The organism is Pantoea sp. 1B4 (assembly GCF_016925765.1).
Taxonomy (GTDB): domain Bacteria; phylum Pseudomonadota; class Gammaproteobacteria; order Enterobacterales; family Enterobacteriaceae; genus Pantoea; species Pantoea agglomerans.
The window spans coordinates 3,526,974-3,547,134 of the sequence record NZ_JAEUWZ010000001.1 but is presented as its reverse complement, the minus strand read 5'-3'; the positions used below and the strand labels follow the sequence as shown (position 1 = coordinate 3,547,134).

General features: G+C 55.1%; 14 protein-coding genes and 4 pseudogenes. 13 read left to right on the top strand and 5 right to left on the bottom strand.

Features of this window, described 5'->3' with window-relative positions; genetic code table 11:
- Nucleotides 1–149: 149 nt before the first annotated feature.
- The 7 genes and pseudogenes from mreB (at nucleotide 150) to tldD (ending at nucleotide 10,395) form a co-directional block, all read left to right on the top strand.
- The gene (gene mreB, locus JNO11_RS16980) at nucleotides 150–1,193 is read left to right on the top strand and encodes a rod shape-determining protein MreB (RefSeq protein WP_004385136.1); all 1,044 of its coding nucleotides are present in this window, start codon (nucleotides 150–152) and stop codon (nucleotides 1,191–1,193) included.
- A gap of 148 nt (nucleotides 1,194–1,341) precedes the next feature.
- Nucleotides 1,342–2,355, top strand: a pseudogene (gene mreC, locus JNO11_RS16975) (rod shape-determining protein MreC); the annotation flags it as partial.
- Between the two features lie 6 nt (nucleotides 2,356–2,361).
- Nucleotides 2,362–2,850, top strand: a complete 489-nt coding sequence (mreD, locus tag JNO11_RS16970) for a rod shape-determining protein MreD (RefSeq protein ID WP_010256045.1) — start codon at nucleotides 2,362–2,364, stop codon at nucleotides 2,848–2,850.
- Nucleotides 2,851–2,858: 8 nt separating this feature from the next.
- On the top strand, nucleotides 2,859–3,452 hold the full coding sequence (locus tag JNO11_RS16965; protein ID WP_010256046.1) for a Maf family protein: 594 nt from the start codon (nucleotides 2,859–2,861) through the stop codon (nucleotides 3,450–3,452).
- Nucleotides 3,442–4,912 (top strand): annotated as a pseudogene (gene rng / locus JNO11_RS16960) (ribonuclease G). Before JNO11_RS16965 ends, rng begins: the two are co-directional and overlap by 11 nt.
- A 148-nt stretch (nucleotides 4,913–5,060) precedes the next feature.
- A complete protein-coding gene (gene yhdP, locus JNO11_RS16955) occupies nucleotides 5,061–8,885 on the top strand; it encodes an AsmA2 domain-containing protein YhdP (protein ID WP_325177522.1) in 3,825 nt (1,274 codons plus the stop codon).
- A gap of 64 nt (nucleotides 8,886–8,949) precedes the next feature.
- The gene (gene tldD, locus JNO11_RS16950) at nucleotides 8,950–10,395 is read left to right on the top strand and encodes a metalloprotease TldD (RefSeq protein WP_325177521.1); all 1,446 of its coding nucleotides are present in this window, start codon (nucleotides 8,950–8,952) and stop codon (nucleotides 10,393–10,395) included.
- Between the two features lie 252 nt (nucleotides 10,396–10,647).
- Here the strand turns inward: tldD and aaeR are convergent, their stop codons facing one another.
- Nucleotides 10,648–11,565: an HTH-type transcriptional activator AaeR gene (aaeR, locus tag JNO11_RS16945; protein ID WP_010256055.1), complete on the bottom strand. Its 918-nt coding sequence runs from the start codon at nucleotides 11,563–11,565 to the stop codon at nucleotides 10,648–10,650.
- A 230-nt stretch (nucleotides 11,566–11,795) separates the two neighbouring features.
- On the opposite strand from aaeR, the gene aaeX reads away from it, so the two are divergent.
- The 5 genes and pseudogenes from aaeX to JNO11_RS16920 all read left to right on the top strand — a co-directional run bounded on the left by aaeX (nucleotide 11,796) and on the right by JNO11_RS16920 (nucleotide 16,793).
- Complete coding sequence (gene aaeX, locus JNO11_RS16940) at nucleotides 11,796–11,999, top strand: p-hydroxybenzoic acid efflux pump operon protein AaeX (RefSeq protein ID WP_010256058.1); 204 nt, start codon at nucleotides 11,796–11,798, stop codon at nucleotides 11,997–11,999.
- Nucleotides 12,000–12,006: 7 nt separating this feature from the next.
- Nucleotides 12,007–12,940, top strand: a pseudogene (gene aaeA, locus JNO11_RS16935) (p-hydroxybenzoic acid efflux pump subunit AaeA).
- A 9-nt stretch (nucleotides 12,941–12,949) separates the two neighbouring features.
- Nucleotides 12,950–14,903: pseudogene (gene aaeB / locus JNO11_RS16930) on the top strand (p-hydroxybenzoic acid efflux pump subunit AaeB).
- Nucleotides 14,904–15,016: 113 nt separating this feature from the next.
- Nucleotides 15,017–16,468: an NAD-dependent succinate-semialdehyde dehydrogenase gene (locus JNO11_RS16925; RefSeq protein WP_325177520.1), complete on the top strand. Its 1,452-nt coding sequence runs from the start codon at nucleotides 15,017–15,019 to the stop codon at nucleotides 16,466–16,468.
- A 55-nt stretch (nucleotides 16,469–16,523) separates the two neighbouring features.
- Entirely contained in the window at nucleotides 16,524–16,793 is a 270-nt protein-coding gene (locus JNO11_RS16920) for a hypothetical protein (protein ID WP_010256069.1), read from the top strand.
- Nucleotides 16,794–16,858: 65 nt separating this feature from the next.
- On the opposite strand, the gene yhcN (JNO11_RS16915) is transcribed toward JNO11_RS16920, so the two are convergent.
- The 4 genes from yhcN (JNO11_RS16915) to argR form a co-directional block, all read right to left on the bottom strand.
- Complete coding sequence (yhcN, locus tag JNO11_RS16915) at nucleotides 16,859–17,122, bottom strand: peroxide/acid stress response protein YhcN (RefSeq protein WP_010256072.1); 264 nt, start codon at nucleotides 17,120–17,122, stop codon at nucleotides 16,859–16,861.
- A 93-nt stretch (nucleotides 17,123–17,215) separates the two neighbouring features.
- Nucleotides 17,216–17,482: a YdgH/BhsA/McbA-like domain containing protein gene (locus JNO11_RS16910; protein WP_010256074.1), complete on the bottom strand. Its 267-nt coding sequence runs from the start codon at nucleotides 17,480–17,482 to the stop codon at nucleotides 17,216–17,218.
- A gap of 88 nt (nucleotides 17,483–17,570) precedes the next feature.
- Nucleotides 17,571–17,834: a peroxide/acid stress response protein YhcN gene (gene yhcN, locus JNO11_RS16905; protein WP_022623941.1), complete on the bottom strand. Its 264-nt coding sequence runs from the start codon at nucleotides 17,832–17,834 to the stop codon at nucleotides 17,571–17,573.
- 477 nt (nucleotides 17,835–18,311) lie between these two features.
- Complete coding sequence (gene argR / locus JNO11_RS16900; RefSeq protein ID WP_010256080.1) at nucleotides 18,312–18,782, bottom strand: transcriptional regulator ArgR; 471 nt, start codon at nucleotides 18,780–18,782, stop codon at nucleotides 18,312–18,314.
- 428 nt (nucleotides 18,783–19,210) lie between these two features.
- Between argR and mdh the strand changes: the two genes are divergently transcribed.
- Nucleotides 19,211–20,149, top strand: a complete 939-nt coding sequence (gene mdh, locus JNO11_RS16895) for a malate dehydrogenase (RefSeq protein WP_010699812.1) — start codon at nucleotides 19,211–19,213, stop codon at nucleotides 20,147–20,149.
- Nucleotides 20,150–20,161: the final 12 nt, after the last annotated feature.

Sequence of the window (20,161 nt, the reverse complement as noted above, 5' to 3'; positions counted from 1 at the left end):
GTGGATCGCCTGTTCAGATGACTTAAACGCAATCAGGCGTCTTTTTTCACCGAAGCAGAACGTTTTTGCGCCTTGTGGCAGCTTCGTGTGGTTGGTAAAGTAAGCGGATTTTATTTTCCGCCCCCCAGCTTGCAGGATTACCCCTTAGTATGTTTAAAAAATTTCGTGGCATGTTTTCCAACGACTTGTCCATTGACCTGGGTACCGCGAATACCCTGATTTACGTGAAAGGACAGGGCATCGTACTGAACGAGCCCTCCGTCGTCGCTATTCGACAGGATCGTGCCGGTTCACCGAAAAGTGTTGCGGCCGTGGGTCATGAGGCCAAACAGATGCTTGGCCGTACGCCAGGCAATATCGCAGCGATTCGTCCGATGAAAGATGGCGTTATCGCTGACTTCTTCGTGACCGAAAAGATGCTGCAACACTTCATCAAGCAGGTTCACAGCAACAGTTTTATGCGTCCCAGCCCGCGTGTGCTGGTCTGCGTACCCGTCGGGGCAACACAGGTTGAACGCCGCGCGATTCGTGAATCCGCTCAGGGCGCAGGCGCGCGTGAAGTGTTTCTGATTGAAGAGCCGATGGCTGCAGCAATTGGTGCGGGTCTGCCCGTTTCAGAAGCGACTGGCTCAATGGTGGTGGATATTGGTGGCGGTACCACAGAAGTGGCGGTGATCTCGCTGAACGGTGTGGTCTACTCCTCGTCAGTGCGTATTGGTGGCGATCGTTTCGATGAAGCTATTATTAATTATGTGCGTCGTAACTACGGTTCACTGATCGGCGAAGCGACCGCAGAACGTATTAAGCATGAGATCGGTTCAGCCTATCCGGGTGATGAAGTCCGTGAGATCGAAGTGCGTGGTCGTAACCTGGCAGAAGGTGTACCGCGCGGCTTTACACTGAACTCTAATGAAATTCTGGAAGCGCTGCAGGAGCCATTAACCGGCATCGTTAGCGCGGTGATGGTTGCCCTTGAGCAGTGTCCGCCTGAGCTGGCTTCAGATATTTCGGAGCGCGGCATGGTGCTGACCGGCGGTGGTGCGTTACTGCGCAACCTGGATCGTCTGCTGATGGAAGAGACGGGCATTCCGGTTGTGGTTGCTGAGGATCCACTGACCTGTGTGGCTCGCGGTGGCGGCAAAGCGCTGGAAATGATCGACATGCATGGCGGCGATTTGTTCAGCGAAGAATAATTGCCTCAACCGGCTAAGAACGCAATGATCATGCGAGGGAGTGGCATGTGAACCGGCGCAATCTGTGCCGGTGCAGTGCGTTCAGCCCAGGGAAGCACGGTGTTATGCCGTCGCTTCCTCTCCTGTTGTCGAGGATCACGCAGATTATATGAAGCCGATTTTTAGCAGGGGACCTTCCCTGCAGTTGCGTCTATTCCTGGCGGTTATCGTGGCGATTGCCATTATCATTGCCGACAGCCGTGTGGGTTCTTTCACCCAAATACGCAACTATCTGGATACGTCGGTCAGTCCGTTTTACTTCCTGGCCAATGGGCCACGTCAGTTGCTGGATGGCGTGTCAGAGTCGCTGGCGTCGCGTCAGCAACTCGAGCAGGAAAACAAAGCGTTACGTCGTGAGCTCTTCCTGAAAAACAGTAACCTGCTAATGCTGGGGCAATATAAGCAGGAAAACGCACGCCTGCGTGAACTGCTGGGTTCACCGCTGCGTCAGGATGAGCAAAAGATGGTGACACAGGTCATTTCTACCGGCACCGATCCTTACACCGACCAGGTGGTAATCGACAAAGGCAGCGTTAACGGCGTCTATGAAGGCCAGCCGGTCATCAGTGATAAAGGGGTAGTCGGTCAGGTCATCGCTGTCGGACAACTCACCAGCCGTGTTCTGCTGATCTGTGATGCGTCACATGCCCTGCCGATTCAGGTGCTGCGTAATGACATCCGTGTCATTGCCGCAGGTAACGGCTGTACTGAAGATCTTCAGCTTGAGCATCTGCCGGGTAATACGGACATTCGGGTCGGCGATGTGCTGGTGACTTCAGGTATCGGTGGCCGATTCCCTGAAGGCTATCCGGTGGGTGTGGTTTCTTCGGTAAAAGTGGATACCCAACGCGCCTATACGGTGATTCAGGCGCATCCGACCGCGGGTCTGCAGCGTCTGCGTTACCTGCTGCTGCTGTGGGGTGCCGATCGCAATGGTGATATGCCGCTGCCGCAGGATGAAGTTCATCGCGTTGCGAACGAGCGTCTGATGCAGATGATGCCGCAGGTCTTACCGCCTGCGGGAGAAATGGGCCCGCCTGCGCCTGCAGTACAGATGGGACCGCCTGCACCGTCAGCTACCAGCAGCAGTGGACAAAGCAACTCCTCGCGTTCACGCGGGGGGGCAGCCTTGAGTCGATATCGCAGCCAGGGACGTTGGGTCATCTGGCTCTCTTTCCTGGTTGCGCTTGTCCTGCAGATCATGCCCTGGCCGGATGAAATTTATATGTTCCGGCCCTCATGGCTGCTGTTGATCCTTATCTATTGGGTGCTCGCACTGCCGCATCGGGTCAATGTCGGTAGCGGATTTGTGCTGGGTGCCATCATGGATCTGATTGCGGGTTCCACACTCGGCGTGCGTGCGCTGGCACTCAGTATCATCGCCTACCTGATTGCCTTTAAGTTCCAGTTATTCCGCAACTTAGCGTTGTGGCAGCAAGCGTTAATGGTTATGGTGCTGTCGCTGGCGATGGATGTGATTGTCTTCTGGGCTGAATTCCTGGTAATCAACGTTTCATTCCGACCTGAAATTTTCTGGAGCAGTGTCGTCGACGGTATTCTCTGGCCCTGGCTATTCTTATTAATGAGAAAAATTCGTCGTCAGTTCGCTGTTCAATAAGGAAATTTATGGTAACCCTCTATCTTGCTTCCGGTTCACCGCGTCGTCGTGAGCTGTTAACTCAACTTGGTCTGACATTCGAGCGCATCGTGACTGACGTTGAAGAGCAGCGTCAGCCGAACGAAGCGGCGGAAATCTATGTCCGCCGTCTGGCCAATGATAAAGCGCAGGCGGGTGTCAAACTGGCCGCGCAGGATCTGCCGGTGCTGGGCGCGGATACGATTGTGGTGCTGAATGGCGAAGTGCTGGAAAAGCCGCGCGATGCCGCTGATGCCCGCGCGATGCTGTGCAAACTCTCTGGTCATACGCATCAGGTGATGACGGCGGTAGCGCTGGCCGACAGTCAGCAGGCGCTGGATTGCGTCGTAACCACTGATGTGACATTCCGCACCTTAACCGCCACCGACATCGACGACTATATCGCGACCGGCGAGCCAATGGATAAAGCGGGTGCATACGGTATTCAGGGCAGGGGAGGAAACTTTGTCCGCAAAATTAATGGAAGCTACCATGCAGTGGTCGGATTACCCTTGGTTGAGACAGGGGAGTTGATCAGCCATTTCGAGTCACTGCGTGCCGTAAGGGGTCAACATGACGGCTGAATTACTGGTAAACGTCACGCCTTCTGAAACACGTGTTGCCTATATTGACGGCGGCATACTGCAGGAAATTCACATTGAGCGTGAGGCGCGGCGCGGCATCGTTGGCAATATTTATAAAGGCCGTGTAAGCCGTGTTCTGCCCGGCATGCAGGCCGCCTTTGTTGATATCGGTCTGGAGAAAGCGGCCTTTCTGCACGCCTCAGATATCATGCCGCATACTGAATGTGTGGCGGGCGACGAAAAGAAAAACTTTATCGTGCGGGATATCGCCGAGCTGGTGCGGCAGGGACAGGATCTGGTGGTTCAGGTCGTCAAAGATCCGCTTGGCACCAAAGGTGCCCGGCTGACCACTGACATCACTCTGCCTTCGCGTTACCTGGTCTTTATGCCAGGCGCATCGCATGTGGGTGTCTCTCAGCGTATTGAGAGCGAGAAAGAGCGCGATCGGCTTAAAGCGGTCGTGGCTGACTACTGCGACGATCTGGGCGGCTTTATTATCCGTACCGCCGCAGAAGGCATCGGGGAAGAGGAGCTGGCGCAGGACGCGGCTTTTCTCAAACGACTCTGGACCAAAGTCAGCGAGCGTAAAAAAGCGCAATCAGACCCGCTGCCTGCTCTACGGTGAGCTGGCTCTGGCCCAGCGTATTCTGCGTGATTTTGCGGGCGCGGCGCTGGATCGCATCCGGGTCGACTCCCGCCTGACCTGCGACATGCTGGTAGAATTTACCGGTGAATATATCCCGGAAATGGCCGGTAAGCTGGAGCTCTACAACGGTAAACAGCCTATTTTCGACCTGTTTGACGTCGAAAATGAGATTCAGCGCTCGCTGGATCGCAAAGTTGAACTAAAGTCAGGCGGATATCTGATCATCGATCAGACCGAAGCGATGACCACCATCGATATCAACACCGGTGCGTTTGTCGGCCATCGTAACCTTGATGAGACGATCTTTAATACCAATGTTGAAGCTACTCAGGCGATCGCGCGCCAGCTGCGACTGCGTAATCTTGGTGGCATCATCATTATCGACTTCATCGATATGAGCAACGAAGACCATCGCCGCCGGGTACTGCATTCGCTGGAAAGCGCGCTCAGTAAAGATCGGGTTAAAACCGGTATTAATGGTTTCTCGGCGCTGGGTCTGGTGGAGATGACGCGTAAGCGTACCCGCGAAAGCATTGAGCACGTTTTGTGCCAGGATTGCCCGGTCTGCAAAGGGCGCGGCACGCTGAAAACCGTTGAAACGGTCTGCTATGAAATCATGCGTGAGATTGTCCGGGTTCATCACGCTTATGATTCTGACCGCTTTCTGGTCTATGTTTCACCGACGGTGGGTGAGGCGTTAAAAACTGACGAGTCTCATGCACTGGCTGAAGTCGAAATCTTTGTCGGCAAGCAGGTTAAAGTTCATGTCGAAGCGCTCTACACTCAGGAGCAGTTCGACGTAGTGATGATGTAACGCCAGCCCGGTTACCGGTTTCTTCGGATATCGGGCTGAAAAATCGCCCTTGTTTGAGATAAAATGCGCGTTTTAACGCTTTTATCGGGAGACGGTCGGGTATGAGAACCAACTATCCGTCGTTTACGGAACACAAGGAGAGGCGTGAGTGAGGCAGTTGCCGAGGATTTTGTTACTGCTGGTCGCGGCAATCATCGTGATTGTCGCGCTGCTGGTCAGCGGATTGCGTCTGGTGATGCCGCATCTCGACAGCTATCGCAGCAACCTTCTGCAATACATCTCCGACAGCAGCGGCGTGCCGGTCAACGCCAGCCAGTTACAGGGTAAATGGGAGAATTTTGGCCCAACCCTGCAGGTTCGCGATCTTAGCGTCGATCTGCATGAGAACGGCAAACTCACTATCAAACGCATCAATCTGGCTCTCGACGTCTGGCAGTCCCTGCTGCACTGGCGGTGGCAGTTTCGCGATCTGACCTTCTGGCAGTTGCACCTCGATACTAATCGCCCGCTGCTGGATAACGACAAAGAGAAAAACAGCTTCCGTCCGGCGCAGATAAACGAACTCTTCCTGCGTCAGTTTGACCACTTTGACCTGCGTGACAGCACCATCCGTTTCCGCACCCCTTCCGGTCAGCATGCTGAGCTGGCGATCCCGCGACTCACTTGGGTCAATCAAGATAACCGCCACCGGGCCGAAGGCGAAGTCAGCCTGTCGAGCTTCACCGGCCAGCACGGCGTGGTCCAGGTGCGGCTTGATCTTAACGACAGCAACGGTTTACTCAATGATGGCCGCATCTGGATGCAGGCCGACGACGTCGATATGCGCCCGTGGCTGGGCCGTTGGGTGCGTGACAATACCCGGCTGGATAGCGCCCGATTTAGCCTGGCGGCCTGGGTTAACCTGCGCGATGGCGACATCTACGCGGGTGATCTGCTGCTGCGCAAGGGCGGAGCCAGCTGGCAGGGCGAGACCGGACGACACCGCATTGAGGTCGATGGACTGACCGCGCATCTGTCACGTTTCCAGAATGGCTGGGTGGTCAATGTGCCACAAACCCGGCTCAGCACCGACGGCCACGCCTGGCCCGCCGGTCACTTCTCTCTGTTATGGCGTCCTGAAGATAAGCAGATGCTGGGACCGGATGGTCAGCCGGAAGTGCGCGTTCGCGCCACACAGCTGGTGCTGAGTCATATTGCGCCGATCGTTCCGCTGTTTGCGCCGCTCTCTCCGGCACTGTTTGAAAACTGGCAGACGCTGCAGCCACAGGGCACCATCGATGGCCTGGCGCTGGATATTCCGTTACAGCAGCCTGAAAAAACCCGCGTACAGGTGAAGTGGCGTGATTTCAGCTGGCAGCACTGGAAACTGTTGCCGGGCATCAGCCATTTAAGCGGTGAAGCGCGCGGCAGCCTGAGCAATGGTCAGGTCAGTGTGGATATGGGGGCGGCGACCGTTCCCTATGGCGACATGTTCCAGGCTCCGTTAGAGATTAAGCGGGTGACCGGTGCGCTGCGCTGGCTGAATGATGATCATGGCCTCACGCTGGCAGGCGAAAATCTTGACCTGGAGGCACGCTCGCTCTGGGCGCGCGGCGACTTCAGCTACCAGCAGAACAGCGGCGGTGAGCCTCGTCTGGATATTCTGGCCGGTATCCGGCTTACCGATGCGGGCGATGCCTGGCGCTACTTCCCGGTGCCGCTATTGGGTAACAGCCTGACGCACTATCTGAGTGGGGCAGTGAAGGGTGGCAAGGTGGACAACGCCACACTGCTGTTTGCCGGTAATCCGGCGCTGTTCCCGTTCAAGCATAATGATGGCATGTTCCAGGTCTGGGTGCCGCTTCGCCAGGCAACCTATGCGTTTCAGCCCAAATGGCCAGCGTTAAGCAATCTCGATATCGACCTTAACTTCCTGAATGACGGTCTCTGGATGAAAGCGCCGGTGGCGAAACTGGGCGAGGTGGACGCGCGCAACGTCACTGCGGTGATCCCCGACTACCTGAAAGAAAAACTGATCATTGAGGGTGATATCAGTGGTGAAGGCCAGCAAATCGCGGACTATTTCGGGCAGACTCCGCTGAAACCTTCACTGGGTGCCGCGCTGGAGCAGCTGGAAATCAAAGGCCGCGTCGGCGGCCACCTGAATCTGGATATCCCGCTGGATGGTGAGCAGGTTCACGCCCGTGGCAATGTGGACCTGAACAATAATTCGCTGTTTATCAAACCGTTAAAAACCACCATTAACAATCTCTCCGGGCGCTTCCGTTACGACAACGGCAATCTGGCCAGTGAAGATCTGCGTGCGAACTGGTTTGGTCAGCCGATGGGCGTGCGTTTCAGCACTAAAGAGAATCCGGACGACTTTGGCGTGAACGTCAAACTTCAGGGCGACTGGCAGCCCGCTAAAATCAGCCAGCTTCCTGCAGCCGTCAGCAAGCAGCTGGGCGGAAATCTGCCGTGGCAGGGCGACGTTAATATTACGCTGCCCCATCATGGCGGTGCGCGTTATGACGTGACGCTGAACGGTAATGCAAAAGAAGTAAGTAGTCACTTACCTGCACCGCTCGATAAGAAAGCCGGTGAGGCGATGCCAGTCGCAATCAAGGCCAGTGGCGACCTGCACCATTTCGATCTCAGTGGCAGCGTCGATGCAAACCATCGCTTTAACAGCCGCTGGTTGCTGGAGCCGACGCTGCGCGTCGATCGTGGCATCTGGCTGAATGATGCGCAGAAAACACCTGCTCTGCCCGATCATCCCGGCATGGTACTGAACCTGCCCGCGCTGGATGGCGAGGCCTGGGTGGCGATGATGGCCGCAGGGGGAGCATCCGGGGGCAGCGAGTCAGGCGGCGGCCTCAAAACGGGTGGCGTCACGCTGCCCGGCAATATCACGCTTCGTAGCCCGGCCGTCACCCTGGCCGGGCAGCAATGGCATGAGGTTGAAGCGACACTGGCTCAGAGTGCGGGCGGCAAGGGCCAGGTCGGCGTCAGGGCTAAAGAGCTGCGTGGTGCGCTGGCAATGGCACCGAAAGCACCGTGGCAGGTGAACCTGGATTACCTTTACTACAATCCGCAGTGGGATAACGGTGAAGGCAAAGGCGGCAAAGCGCCACCTCAAAAAGCCACGAACATTAACTTCAGCCAGTGGCCCGCTTTACAGTTGCGCTGTAAAGAGTGCTGGGTGCTGGGTCAGAAATATGGTCAGGTCTCCGCGATGCTGCAACCCCGCGGAGATACGTTAGCGCTTACTAACGGAAAAGTGGATACTGGCAGCTCACAGCTGAAAATCAACGGGGAATGGGTTAACCGCCCGGACGACCAGCGCACTTCGCTGAAGGGCACGCTGAAAGGCCCGAATATTAATAACGCGACCAACTGGTTTGGGGTCAACACGCCGCTGCGCGATGCGCCATTTGATATTGCGTATGACCTGCACTGGCGCTCTGCCCCCTGGCAGCCCTCGGCAGAGACGCTGAGCGGCACCCTGAAGACCCACTTTGGCAAAGGCCAGATCGCCGATGTGAATACCGGTGCCGCCGGGAAAATTCTGCGGCTGGTGAGCTTTGATGCGCTACTGCGCAAGCTGCGCTTCGACTTCAGCGACACCTTCACCAATTCTTTCTACTTCGACTCGATTAACGGCACCGCCTGGATCGAAAACGGCATGATGCGCACCGATAATCTGCTGGTGGATGGACTGGAAGCGGACATCGCGATGCAGGGTAATCTCGACCTGGTGAAGCGTCAGATCGACATGGAAGCGGTGGTTGCGCCGGAAATATCCGCCTCGGTTGGTGTGGCGACAGCTTTTGCCATCAATCCGGTGATTGGCGCGGCGGTGTTTGCCGCCAGTAAAGTTCTGGGACCCCTGTGGAACAAGATATCGCTGCTGCGTTATCACATCAGTGGCCCGCTGGATAAACCAGAAATCAATGAAGTGCTGCGTAAACCGCGTGAGACTGACAACAAGTGAATTTGACGCCGTACCGGAATTACCGCAGGCTATGATTATCTGAGCACATAATGAGTGAGAAACGATGACTCTGAACCTGGTAAGTGAGCAGTTACTGACTGCTAACGGCATTAATCAGCAGGACCTATTTTCCCTGTTAGGGCAGCTTTCAGAACGTCGTCTGGATTATGCCGATCTCTATTTTCAGTCCAGCTTTCACGAATCCTGGGTGCTGGAAGACAAAATCATTAAAGATGGCTCCTACCATATCGATCAGGGTGTGGGCGTGCGTGCGGTCAGCGGAGAGAAAACCGGCTTCGCCTATGCAGACCAGATCACGCTGAATGCACTGCGTCTCTCCTCTGAAGCCGCACGCAGCATCGTACGCGAACAGGGAAATGGCAAGGCACACACGCTTTCTGCCGTGATGAACCGTTCGCTCTATCAGGCTATCGATCCGCTGAGCAGCCTGACACGTGAAGACAAAATTGCCCTGCTGCATCGCGTTGATAAAGTGGCTCGTGCGGCTGATCCGCGCGTGCAGGAAGTCAATGCCAGCCTGACCGGCGTTTACGAGCAGGTATTGGTAGCCGCGACTGACGGCACGCTGGCGGCAGATGTCCGTCCGCTGGTTCGCCTCTCTATTAGTGTCCAGGTGGAAGATCAGGGCAAACGTGAACGCGGCGCAAGCGGCGGCGGTGCGCGTACCGGTTATGCGTTTTTCTTGGCAGATGAAGATGGCGAAGTCCGCGCTGACGCCTGGGCGCGTGAAGCAGTGCGTATGGCGCTGGTGAATCTCTCCGCCGTGGCCGCACCTGCTGGTGCGTTGCCAGTGGTACTGGGTGCGGGCTGGCCGGGCGTGCTGCTGCATGAAGCGGTCGGTCACGGTCTGGAAGGCGACTTCAATCGCCGTGGCACCTCGGTGTTCAGCGGTAAAATTGGTCAGCAGGTTGCGTCTGACCTCTGTACCGTGGTGGATGACGGCACCCTTGAAGGGCTGCGCGGTTCACTGGCAGTAGATGATGAGGGCGTTCCCGGTCAGTACAACATGCTGATTGAGAATGGTGTGCTGAAAGGCTACATGCAGGACAAGCTGAATGCGCGACTGATGGGGGTTAGCCCTACCGGTAACGGACGTCGTGAATCCTACGCGCATCTGCCGATGCCGCGCATGACCAACACCTATATGCTGGCTGGCAAGTCATCACCGCAGGATATTATTCAAAGCGTTGAGTATGGCCTCTATGCGCCGAACTTTGGTGGCGGTCAGGTGGATATCACCTCCGGCAAATTTGTCTTCTCAACCTCAGAGGCTTATCTGATTGAGAACGGCAAAATCACCAAACCGGTTAAAGGCGCAACGCTGATTGGTTCCGGCATCGAAGCGATGCAGCAGATCTCGATGGTAGGTAATGACCTGGCGCTGGATAAAGGCGTCGGCGTTTGTGGTAAAGAGGGGCAGAGCCTGCCGGTCGGTGTCGGTCAGCCCACCCTGAAGCTGGATAAACTGACCATCGGCGGCACTGCCTGATGTGACCCCAACAACCCGCCGCCCGGCGGGTTGTCAGAATGCTGACAAATCCATAGCCGGATGAAACTGGCAGCAATGCAATAGCTGAAAGCGCAGGGAACACGGGCAGAGGAGGAAAGCGTCCCGCGCCACGGATGGCGCGGGCCGAGCGTGTCAGGGATGACGGATTTTGCGTCTTTCCGATCTGACCGTGTTTCCTTCGCTGGCTGGGTCTTACAGCTGGTCGGGACAGATGTTGTCAACAATCTATTGTTAGCTTTTACGATGCTGCTGATACTGTTCAGCCACCTGTTCAAAATAGCCGGTCAGATAATCGATACAGACCTGCACCTTAAGCGGTAACTTATCCTTCTCGGTATAGAGCGCGTAGACCGGGCGCGGATCGGACTGATACTGCGGAAACAGAATATCGATCTCGCCTGCGGTGATCTCATCAATCACCCACATCATCGGCACATAGGCGATGCCATTGCCCGACTTCAGCCAGCGAATCAGCGTCAGGGAATCATTGGTCACAAAACGTCCCTGCGGTGCCAGGCGTGTCACTAATCCTTCCGGCGCAATCAGTTCGAAATTGTTGTCGGGCCGTACGCTATATTCCAGCCAGGAAAAATTATCGATATCACCCGGCTTCTCCGGCGTACCATGCTGCGCCAGATAGCTTTTTGCGGCGCACACCACCATCGGCATCGCACCCAGGCGACGCGAAAATAAGCTGGAATCTTTTAACGCTCCCACCCGAATCACCAGATCCAGACCATCCGCGATCAGATCCGGGGCCGGAACGCCGGTGACCAGATTCACACTCAGCCCCGGATATTCCCGCAGCATATCGCTGGTCATGCCGGCTAACACGTTCTGCGCCATGGTAGAGGAGCTGCCAATTCGCAGTACGCCAATGGGCGTATTGTTAAAAGCGTAAAGCTGTTCATGCACCTGCGTCGCTTCGGCCAGCATACGGCGGCAGCCCTGATAATAGATTTTGCCCGCTTCGGTCAGCCCGATACTGCGGGTACTGCGATTCAGCAGTTTAACCTGCAATGCATCTTCCAGTTTCGCGACGATCTGGCTGATTGATGAGACGCTCAGATGAAGCTGACGCGCCGCAGCGGTAAACGAACCCAGTTCGACCACTTTAGCGAAGACAGACATGCCTTTCAGTCGTTCCATTATTTACTCTGACTTAAAAGTGATTTAGATCACATTCTGTAGAAAACTTATAGTCAGGCGCGTTATTATAAGCGCGCCGGGGTATTTCCCGGTGATTCTTCATTGCCTGATACCCTTCGATGATACGCTATTATTAAGCCAGCTGCGGTTCGGATAACGCTTCCAGAGGGTTTTCCTGCGACATCTGAAGAGGCATGAGTATCCCGGCAAGGTCGAACTAAGGATTTGTGATGAGTGTGCTTCCGGTATTTGTCATGTTTGGGCTCTCTTTTCCGCCCATTTTCATCGAACTTATTATTTCACTGATGCTGTTCTGGTTAGTGAAACGCGTGCTTACGCCGAGCGGTATCTACGATCTTGTCTGGCATCCGGCACTTTTTAATACAGCGCTTTACTGCTGTGTGTTTTACCTTGTCTCCCGTTTATTAGTCTGAGGTTTAAGTGAAAGCACTCATAAGAAAAATCGCGCGCTACGCGATTACTATCCTGCTGGTCATCATCGCAGTGGTCATTATTTTCCGTGCCTGGGTCTTCTATACCGAATCGCCCTGGACCCGTGATGCGCGTTTCGCCGCTGACGTGGTGGCGATCTCCCCTGACGTCACCGGCCTGATTACCGAGGTTCCGGTGCACGACAACCAACTGGTGAAGAAGGGCGATACGCTGTTTGTGGTTGACCGGCCGCGCTATCAAAAAAGCGCTCGATCAGGCGCAGGCGGATGTTGAATATTACCAGGCGCTGGTCAGTGAGAAACGTCGCGAAGCCGGGCGCCGTAACCAGCTGGGCACCTCCGCCATGTCGCGCGAGGCTATCGAGCAATCCAATAACGATCTGCAAACCAGCGAGCACCAGCTGGCGAAATCGGTGGCGACACGCGATCTGGCGAAGATTGACCTTGAGCGCACCACGGTGAAAGCGCCATCCGATGGCTGGGTCACCAACCTGAATGTCTACCAGGGTGAATTTATTACCCGTGGTTCGGTTGCCGTGGCGCTGGTTCAGCAGCACTCCTTCTATGTACTGGCTTACCTGGAAGAGACCAAACTGCACGGCGTGGAGAAGGGCTTCCGCGCGGAAGTCACCCCACTTGGCAGCAACATCGTGTTGCGTGGCACCGTAGACAGTGTGGCGGCTGGCGTCACCAACAGTAGCAGCTCGGTCGACAGCAAAGGCATGGCCACAGTAGATTCCAATCTGGAGTGGGTCCGTCTGGCGCAGCGTGTGCCGGTGCGCATCCGGCTTGATCAGCAGCCCGGCAATCGCTTCCCGGCGGGCACGACAGCGACAGTGGTGATCACCGGTCAGGCCGATCGTCAGCCTGAACAGGTTTCACCGATGGTCCGACTGTTTAATCGCCTGCGTGAGTTTGGTTAAGAGGGCGATATGATCGAGTTCCTGCGGTTCCCGGTAAAGCTCACCTTTGCGCTGGTATTAGCGCTGATGGTGGGTTTTCACTTTAACCTTGAAACGCCGCGCTGGGCGGTGATGACCGCCGGTATCGTGGCCGGCGGTACCGCGTTTGCGGCCGGGGGTGACCCCTATTCAGGGGCGCTGCGCTATCGCGGCGTTTTGCGTATTATCGGGACATTTATTGGCTGTATCGCCGCGCTGACCATCATGATCGCCACCGTGCGTGCACCGGTCGTGATGCTGCTGCTGTGCTGCATCTGGGCAGGACTCTGCGTCTGGCTCTCTTCGCTGATCAAGGTAGAAAACTCTTACGCGCTTGGACTGGCGGGCTACACCGCGCTGATTATTGTGGTGACGGCTAATGCCAGCGGCGGTCTGACGCTGGTGCCACAATATGCGGTAGAGCGCTGCAGTGAAATCGTACTCGGCATCCTGTGCGCCATTCTGGCCGACATGATTTTCTCACCCCGTTCGATTAAAAAAAGTGATCGACGCTGAGGTCGATTCGCTGCTGGTGGCACACTATAACCTGCTGCAACTCTGCGTCGCTCACGGTGATAAAGAAGAGGTCGATAAAGCCTGGAGCGCGCTGGTACGGCGCACCACGGCATTGAACAGCATGCGCAGCCAGCTGATGATGGAGTCCTCACGCTGGAAGAACAGCAACCGCCGTTTGCAGATGCTCAATACGCTGTCACTGACGCTGATTACACAGGCAGCCGAAACCTTTCTGATCCAGAATTCCCGTCCTGATTACATTCCGCCCCAGTATCGTCTGATGGTTGAAAAACCAGCCTCGACCGTTGAAGAGGTGCATAAGCGGATGAAAGTGATGCGGCGGGTGATTGGTGCCAGCGGCAAATCAACGCCGGTCACGCTGGCCAGCTGGGTAGGCACTGCTACCGAATATCTGCTGCTACTGAAAGGGATCAAAAGTAATAGCCGGATCACCTCGCTGGAAGAGGAGATTCTGCAGCGCGAGGTGGTGATCCAGGCGCGTTCCGCTGAAACGCATCATGCGATGATCAATGGTATCCGTACCTTTGTGGCGACCGCGCTGGGTTCGCTGTTCTGGCTCTATACCGGCTGGACCTCTGGCAGTGGCTGCATGGTCATGCTGGCTGTCATCACCGCACTGGCGATGCGTATGCCCAACCCGCTGATGATGGCAAAGGACTTTCTCTACGGCATGACGGTCGCGGTTCCGCTGGGCGCGCTCTACTTTATGTATGTACTCCCGGCGACGCAGCAGAGCGCACTGCTGCTCTGCATCGCAATCGGCCTGCTCGGTTTTATCGGTGGTATCTTTATTCAGCGGCGTCAGCTCGGCACGCTGGGGGCGTTGATTGGCACCCTTAACGTTCTGGTGCTGGATAATCCGATGGAATTCCACATTAACGTCTTTCTCGATAACGTTCTGGGCCAGGTCATCGGCTGCTTCGTGGCGATGATGGTGATCCTGCTGATTCGTGATAAATCAAAAGCGCGCACCGGCCGCAAGCTGCTGAACCGCTTTATGTATGCGGCTGTCTCTGCCATGACGACCAATCAGGCGCGCCGGCGTGAAAACCATCTGCCAGCGCTCTATCAGCAACTGTTTCTGCTGCTGAACCTGTTTCCGGGCGATATCAACAAATATCGCATCGCCCTGACGCTGATCATCGGTCATCAGCGGTTACGCGACGCAGAAGTGCCGGTGAATGCCGATCTCTCTGCTTATCACCGGCAGTTGCGTTACACCGCTGACCGGGTGATCTCCGCCAGCAGCGATGACAAGCGGCGTTACTACTTTGAACGTCTGCTGAAAGAGCTGGATGTCTATCAGGAAAAACTGGCCCATTACGAGGCTCCCGCCAGCGTAACGGAACCGGTAAAACGACTGGCTATGATGCTGGATAAGTACCAGAACACGCTCATCCAAATCTGAATCTGGCCGCTGTGACCTGCAGCGGCCTGCGCAATCCCCACCCATCACAAAATCTGTCGCTTTTGCCAACTATACTCTCCAGACGGAAGAGCAAAACTGACAGGAGCGAATCAATGAAATCACTGCAAGAGAGCGAACTGTTCCGGACCGGCTATTTAGCGGACGGCCAGTGGCATCAGGCGGCCTCTACCTTTGACGTGACCAATCCGGCGACCGGTGAGGTGATTGCACAGGTGGCGAAAGCGGGTAAAGCTGAAACGGAACAGGCTATCGCCGCAGCGGAGCGCGCATTTCCCGCCTGGCGGGCGCAGACTGCAAAAGCGCGCGCTGAAATTCTCACTCGCTGGTACCAGCTGATCATTGAGAACAAGCGCTGGCTGGGACAGCTGATGACGACCGAACAGGGCAAGCCCCTGAAAGAGGCGGAAGGGGAAGTAGAATACGCCGCCAGTTTTATTCAGTGGTTCGCCGAGCAGGCGAAACGGACCAATGGTGAGATTATTCCGCCAGCTAAACCCGGCTCCCGTATTCTGGCAACCCGCGAACCGATTGGCGTTGTGGCTGCCATTACGCCGTGGAATTTCCCGATGGCGATGCTGACCCGCAAACTGGGGCCAGCTCTGGCTGCCGGCTGCACCGGCATTATTAAACCTGCCAATAACACGCCACTCTCCGCCTTTGCCCTGCTGGCGCTGGCGAAGGAGGCAGGTGTGCCTGATGGTGTACTGAATGCGGTAGCCGGTGATACCCATGCTATCAGCGATGCCATCATGGCCAGCAAAGCGGTGCGTAAAATCTCGTTCACCGGCTCCACCCAGGTGGGCAAGCTGCTGATGCGCAATGCTGCCGAAACCATGAAAAAAGTGTCGATGGAGCTGGGGGGTAATGCCCCTTATATCGTGTTTGACGATGCCGACATTGATGCCGCCGTACAGGGCGCCATTGCCAACAAATTCCGTAATGCGGGCCAGGTGTGCGTCAGCGTAAACCGCTTCTACATTCACAATGCAATCTATGATCGTTTTACTCAGCAGCTGGCTACCGAAGTGAACAAGCTGAAGGTGGGCAACGGCATGGAAGAGAGCGTGATTGTCGGGCCATTAATTGAGGCATCGGCGGTGGAAAAGGTTGAGCAGCACGTCAATGATGCGGTAGCAAAAGGTGGCAAATTACTGGCGGGTGGCGAGCGACATGCGCTGGGTGGCAACTTCTGGCAGCCCACTGTGATTACTGAGGCGCACGAAGGGATGCAGCTCGCGCAGGAGGAGACCTTTGGTCCGGTGGCAGCCTGTTTCCGCTTTGATGATGAAGATGACGTCATCCGCCGCGCTAACGATACGCCGTTCGGCCTTGCCGCATACTTTTACACCCAGAATCTGCAGCGGGTGTTCCGTGTTTCAGCCGCGCTGGAAAGCGGCATGATCGGCATTAATGAATGTGCCGTATCAACCGAGCTGGCGCCGTTTGGTGGCGTGAAAGAGTCGGGGCTGGGCCGCGAAGGTTCGGTACTCGGCATGGAAGAGTATCTGGAGGTCAAAGCGCTGCACCTGGGCGGTTTGAGCTAGCGGACAGTAACGGGCGGCGAAGGTCGCCCGCAGACGGAGCATGGGAGCCGTCAGCATGAAAATCGAGCGTTTTGATTTTAATGAAATTGTCGATCAGGCCCATTTCTTCCGCCAGTTCAGCGAGCGATTTGCGCTGGAGGAGCGCCGCATCTGCGATCTGGATGGATTATGGGATGTGGTGACGGGCGATCTGTTACCGCTGCCGCTGGAGATTGAATTTGTTAATCTGGGCAGGGGACAGCGACGGCGTTATGGCGCGCTGATTCTGTTATTTGATGAAGCGGAAGAGGAGCTGGAAGGTCAGCTTCACTTTAATGTCAGATAAAACGTCAGATGAAAAAAGGCCCCGGCGAGCGGGGCCAAAGGGTTCGTCATACATCTGACGAGGAATTACTTATAAAGCTGTGCGGTGATGTGATAGTTATCGCCGGTGCGCGCCTCAATAACTTTATAGGCGCTGGCACCCTGTTCATCCGCTTTCTGAGAAAGCTCAGCGCGGTAATCCATTGGCGATCCCGCGGTTCCACTGATGGTCACGGTGCCCGCAGGCTGCAGGTTCTGCGTCTGATCGCCGGTGACCAGCTGTGCGGCTGATGCGCCGAACGCCATAACGGAAAGCAGACTGACTGTAGCGATGGTTGTTTTGATATTCATGATTATCTCCTCAATACTTTCAACAACCTGCGGTTACTCGTAAAGGCGGGTCGTCGATATCTTCTGACGCCCTTCAGGCGTCATCACGGTTAATTATTTATAAAGCTCAGCGGTGACATGCCAGGTGTTATCCTGGTTGTTTTCGATGATGCGATAGTGGCTTGCGCCCTGGGCATCCGCTTTCTCTGACAGCACCTGACGGATATGTGTCTGGTCGCCATTTCGTCCACCAATGCTGATGGTCTGATTCATTGGCTGCAGGCCCTGTGCCTGTTCATTGGACACCAGGCTGGCGGCGTTAGCACCCACTGAGAACAGGGATGCCAGACTCAGTGCAGCGATAGCTAATTTCATTTTCATGGTCAACTCTCCTGAAATTTCTGCTTCAGCTCTCCGGAGCGCAAAAGGGCGCGTCAGACAGAGAGCAGATGGCATTATCGGTTACGCCTTAGTTATACAGTGCGGCGGTAGCGTGATAGTTGCCGTTATTGTATGCCTCAATCACGCGATAGGCTTTTGCGCCCTGCTGATCGGCTTTGTCGCTGAGTTTCTGTTTGATATCCATCGGCGAACCCGCCACGCCGCTGACACTGATGGTGCCGACAGCCTGCAGATTCTGTGCCTGTGACGCATCAATAGATTCTGCTGCCACAGCACCAAATGAGAGGGCGGAGAGAATGCTCAGGGTAGCAATAGTAGTTTTTACGTTCATAGATTTTTCCTCGTCGTCTATTTTTATCTTTTTTATTTAGTGTGATTTGCATCACGAAAAGAAGTATAGAACTAATAACGTCAGAAATTAATACCCCGCTAATAATGTTTTTTTTGTGATTCTTTATCCTTATGGCTACTTTTAATAACTTAACGTTATAAAAAAAAGGATAAAAAGTAACCTTTAAGCCACTTTTAATTGCAAAAACAGTGAGATAGATCACTTTAACTTTTAGTGCGAAAGTCGGAGGTGTATCGGGCTGGAGTTTGATCTGGATCCGGGCAATGGTGCCGGTTCAGTGATGTAAAGCAGTGTAAAATAGCGCATAAAGTGAAGCAGAGTTATCGATCTGACCAACAGCCGGGCGTGTAAAAGCAGGCTTATTACTTATCCAGAGCGGGTAACTGTCGTGGAAAGGGGTGAGCAGAGAGAACGAACTGACGATCTGGCGCATGATGGCCGGTCGTCAGTCCGCGATCAGAGTTCCTGTTCAAACAGGGTGAGGATGGCACCGTGCAGCTGCTTAACGGTGAAGTCACGCGCGCGGGTAATAAAGATTGTGTCATCGCCAGCGATGGTACCCAGAATCCCGTGCGACTTACCCAGTGAATCCAGCATACGTGCAATCAGCTGTGCTGCGCCGGGACTGGTATGAATCACTACCAGTGCATCGTTGTAGTCGATATCCAGTACCAGGTTTTTTAACGGGCTGGTGGTGGTCGGCACACCCAGCTCAGCGGGCAGGCAATAGACCATCTCCATCCTGGCATTCCGGGTGCGCACTGCGCCAAACTTGGTCAGCATTCGCGAGACTTTGGACTGATTGATATTTTCAAAGCCCTCGTCCTGAAGCGCCTGAACAATTTCGCCCTGGGAACTGAATTTTTCTTCTTTTAATAAGGCTTTGAAAGCCTTAACCAGATCGTCTTGTTTCGATGGGTTTCGCATAGGTTACCAATAAATAGAGAGAATAACCGCGCATCCGCCCGCGGCAGAGTGGTGATTATGCATTTATATGCATTTTTATGCAATCGTTCGATTGATGAGCAGCGTCCGGGCGGCTAGCGGGCGGCGATAATAGCAAATAAATCCGCTCAGACCAAAACACGCGTCACAGCCCCGGAAGGCGAAGGTTGCAAAGTTGTTATATTATTGGTGGTGTAGTAACAGAAAACGCACGTAGCCGTTCTCTGTCTGACGACGGCAAAGTTGTCGGTCATTCAGGTGCAATGATAAGTAACTTTTGAATCCGGAGATTAAGTGTGAAAACACGTAGAATTAACAACGGATATTTATCATCGCCTGAGCAGTTGATTAAGGTCTGACACAGATAGAATTTCGGCCCATCTCTGCCCCACCTTAATAAGGAGTTAAGAATGAAAGTTGCCGTTCTCGGTGCCGCTGGCGGCATAGGCCAGGCGCTCGCACTTCTGCTCAAAACCCAGCTTCCCGCAGGTTCAGAACTCTCGCTGTATGACATCGCGCCGGTTACGCCGGGTGTTGCCGTTGATCTCAGCCATATTCCTACCGCAGTGGCTATTCAGGGATTCAGTGGAGAAGACGCCACGCCTGCCTTACAGGGTGCCGATGTGGTACTGATTTCCGCGGGTGTCGCACGTAAGCCTGGTATGGATCGCGCCGACCTGTTTAACGTTAACGCAGGTATCGTCCGTAATCTGATCGAACAGGTTGCCACAACGGCACCTAAAGCGTTGATTGGTGTCATCACCAATCCGGTCAATACCACCGTGGCCATTGCGGCAGAAGTGCTGAAAAAGCACGGTGTTTACGACAAAAATCGGCTGTTCGGCGTGACCACGCTGGATATCATTCGCGCTAATACTTTTGTGGCTGCATTGAAAGGCAAGCAGCCTGACCAGGTGGAAGTCCCGGTCATTGGTGGCCACTCTGGCGTAACCATTCTGCCGCTGCTGTCGCAGGTTAAAGGCGTCAGCTTCAGCGATCAGGAAGTGGCCGATCTGACCAAACGCATCCAGAACGCCGGCACCGAAGTGGTGGAAGCCAAAGCGGGTGGCGGCTCGGCCACGCTGTCGATGGGCCAGGCAGCCGCACGTTTCGGTTTGTCACTGGTACGCGCGCTGAAGGGTGAAGCTAATGTGGTGGAGTGTGCTTACGTAGAAGGCGAGGGTGAACATGCGCGCTTCTTCTCCCAGCCGCTGCTGCTGGGTAAAAACGGTGTGGCTGAACGCAGGCCGATTGGTACCCTCAGCGCTTACGAACAGCAGGCGCTGTCAGGCATGCTGGATACGCTGAAGAAAGATATCGCCCAGGGCGAAGAGTTCGTTAAACAGTAACTGACGGCTCAG

What these genes read in the sequence shown, in the direction of transcription:
- mreB (WP_004385136.1), top strand. Translation starts at nt 150, where the DNA reads ATGTTTAAAAAATTTCGTGGCATGTTTTCCAACGACTTGTCCATTGAC.
- JNO11_RS16965 (WP_010256046.1), top strand. Translation starts at nt 2,859, where the DNA reads ATGGTAACCCTCTATCTTGCTTCCGGTTCACCGCGTCGTCGTGAGCTG.
- tldD (WP_325177521.1), top strand. Translation starts at nt 8,950, where the DNA reads ATGACTCTGAACCTGGTAAGTGAGCAGTTACTGACTGCTAACGGCATT.
- aaeR (WP_010256055.1), bottom strand. Translation starts at nt 11,565, where the DNA reads ATGGAACGACTGAAAGGCATGTCTGTCTTCGCTAAAGTGGTCGAACTG.
- aaeX (WP_010256058.1), top strand. Translation starts at nt 11,796, where the DNA reads ATGAGTGTGCTTCCGGTATTTGTCATGTTTGGGCTCTCTTTTCCGCCC.
- JNO11_RS16925 (WP_325177520.1), top strand. Translation starts at nt 15,017, where the DNA reads ATGAAATCACTGCAAGAGAGCGAACTGTTCCGGACCGGCTATTTAGCG.
- JNO11_RS16920 (WP_010256069.1), top strand. Translation starts at nt 16,524, where the DNA reads ATGAAAATCGAGCGTTTTGATTTTAATGAAATTGTCGATCAGGCCCAT.
- yhcN (WP_010256072.1), bottom strand. Translation starts at nt 17,122, where the DNA reads ATGAATATCAAAACAACCATCGCTACAGTCAGTCTGCTTTCCGTTATG.
- JNO11_RS16910 (WP_010256074.1), bottom strand. Translation starts at nt 17,482, where the DNA reads ATGAAAATGAAATTAGCTATCGCTGCACTGAGTCTGGCATCCCTGTTC.
- yhcN (WP_022623941.1), bottom strand. Translation starts at nt 17,834, where the DNA reads ATGAACGTAAAAACTACTATTGCTACCCTGAGCATTCTCTCCGCCCTC.
- argR (WP_010256080.1), bottom strand. Translation starts at nt 18,782, where the DNA reads ATGCGAAACCCATCGAAACAAGACGATCTGGTTAAGGCTTTCAAAGCC.
- mdh (WP_010699812.1), top strand. Translation starts at nt 19,211, where the DNA reads ATGAAAGTTGCCGTTCTCGGTGCCGCTGGCGGCATAGGCCAGGCGCTC.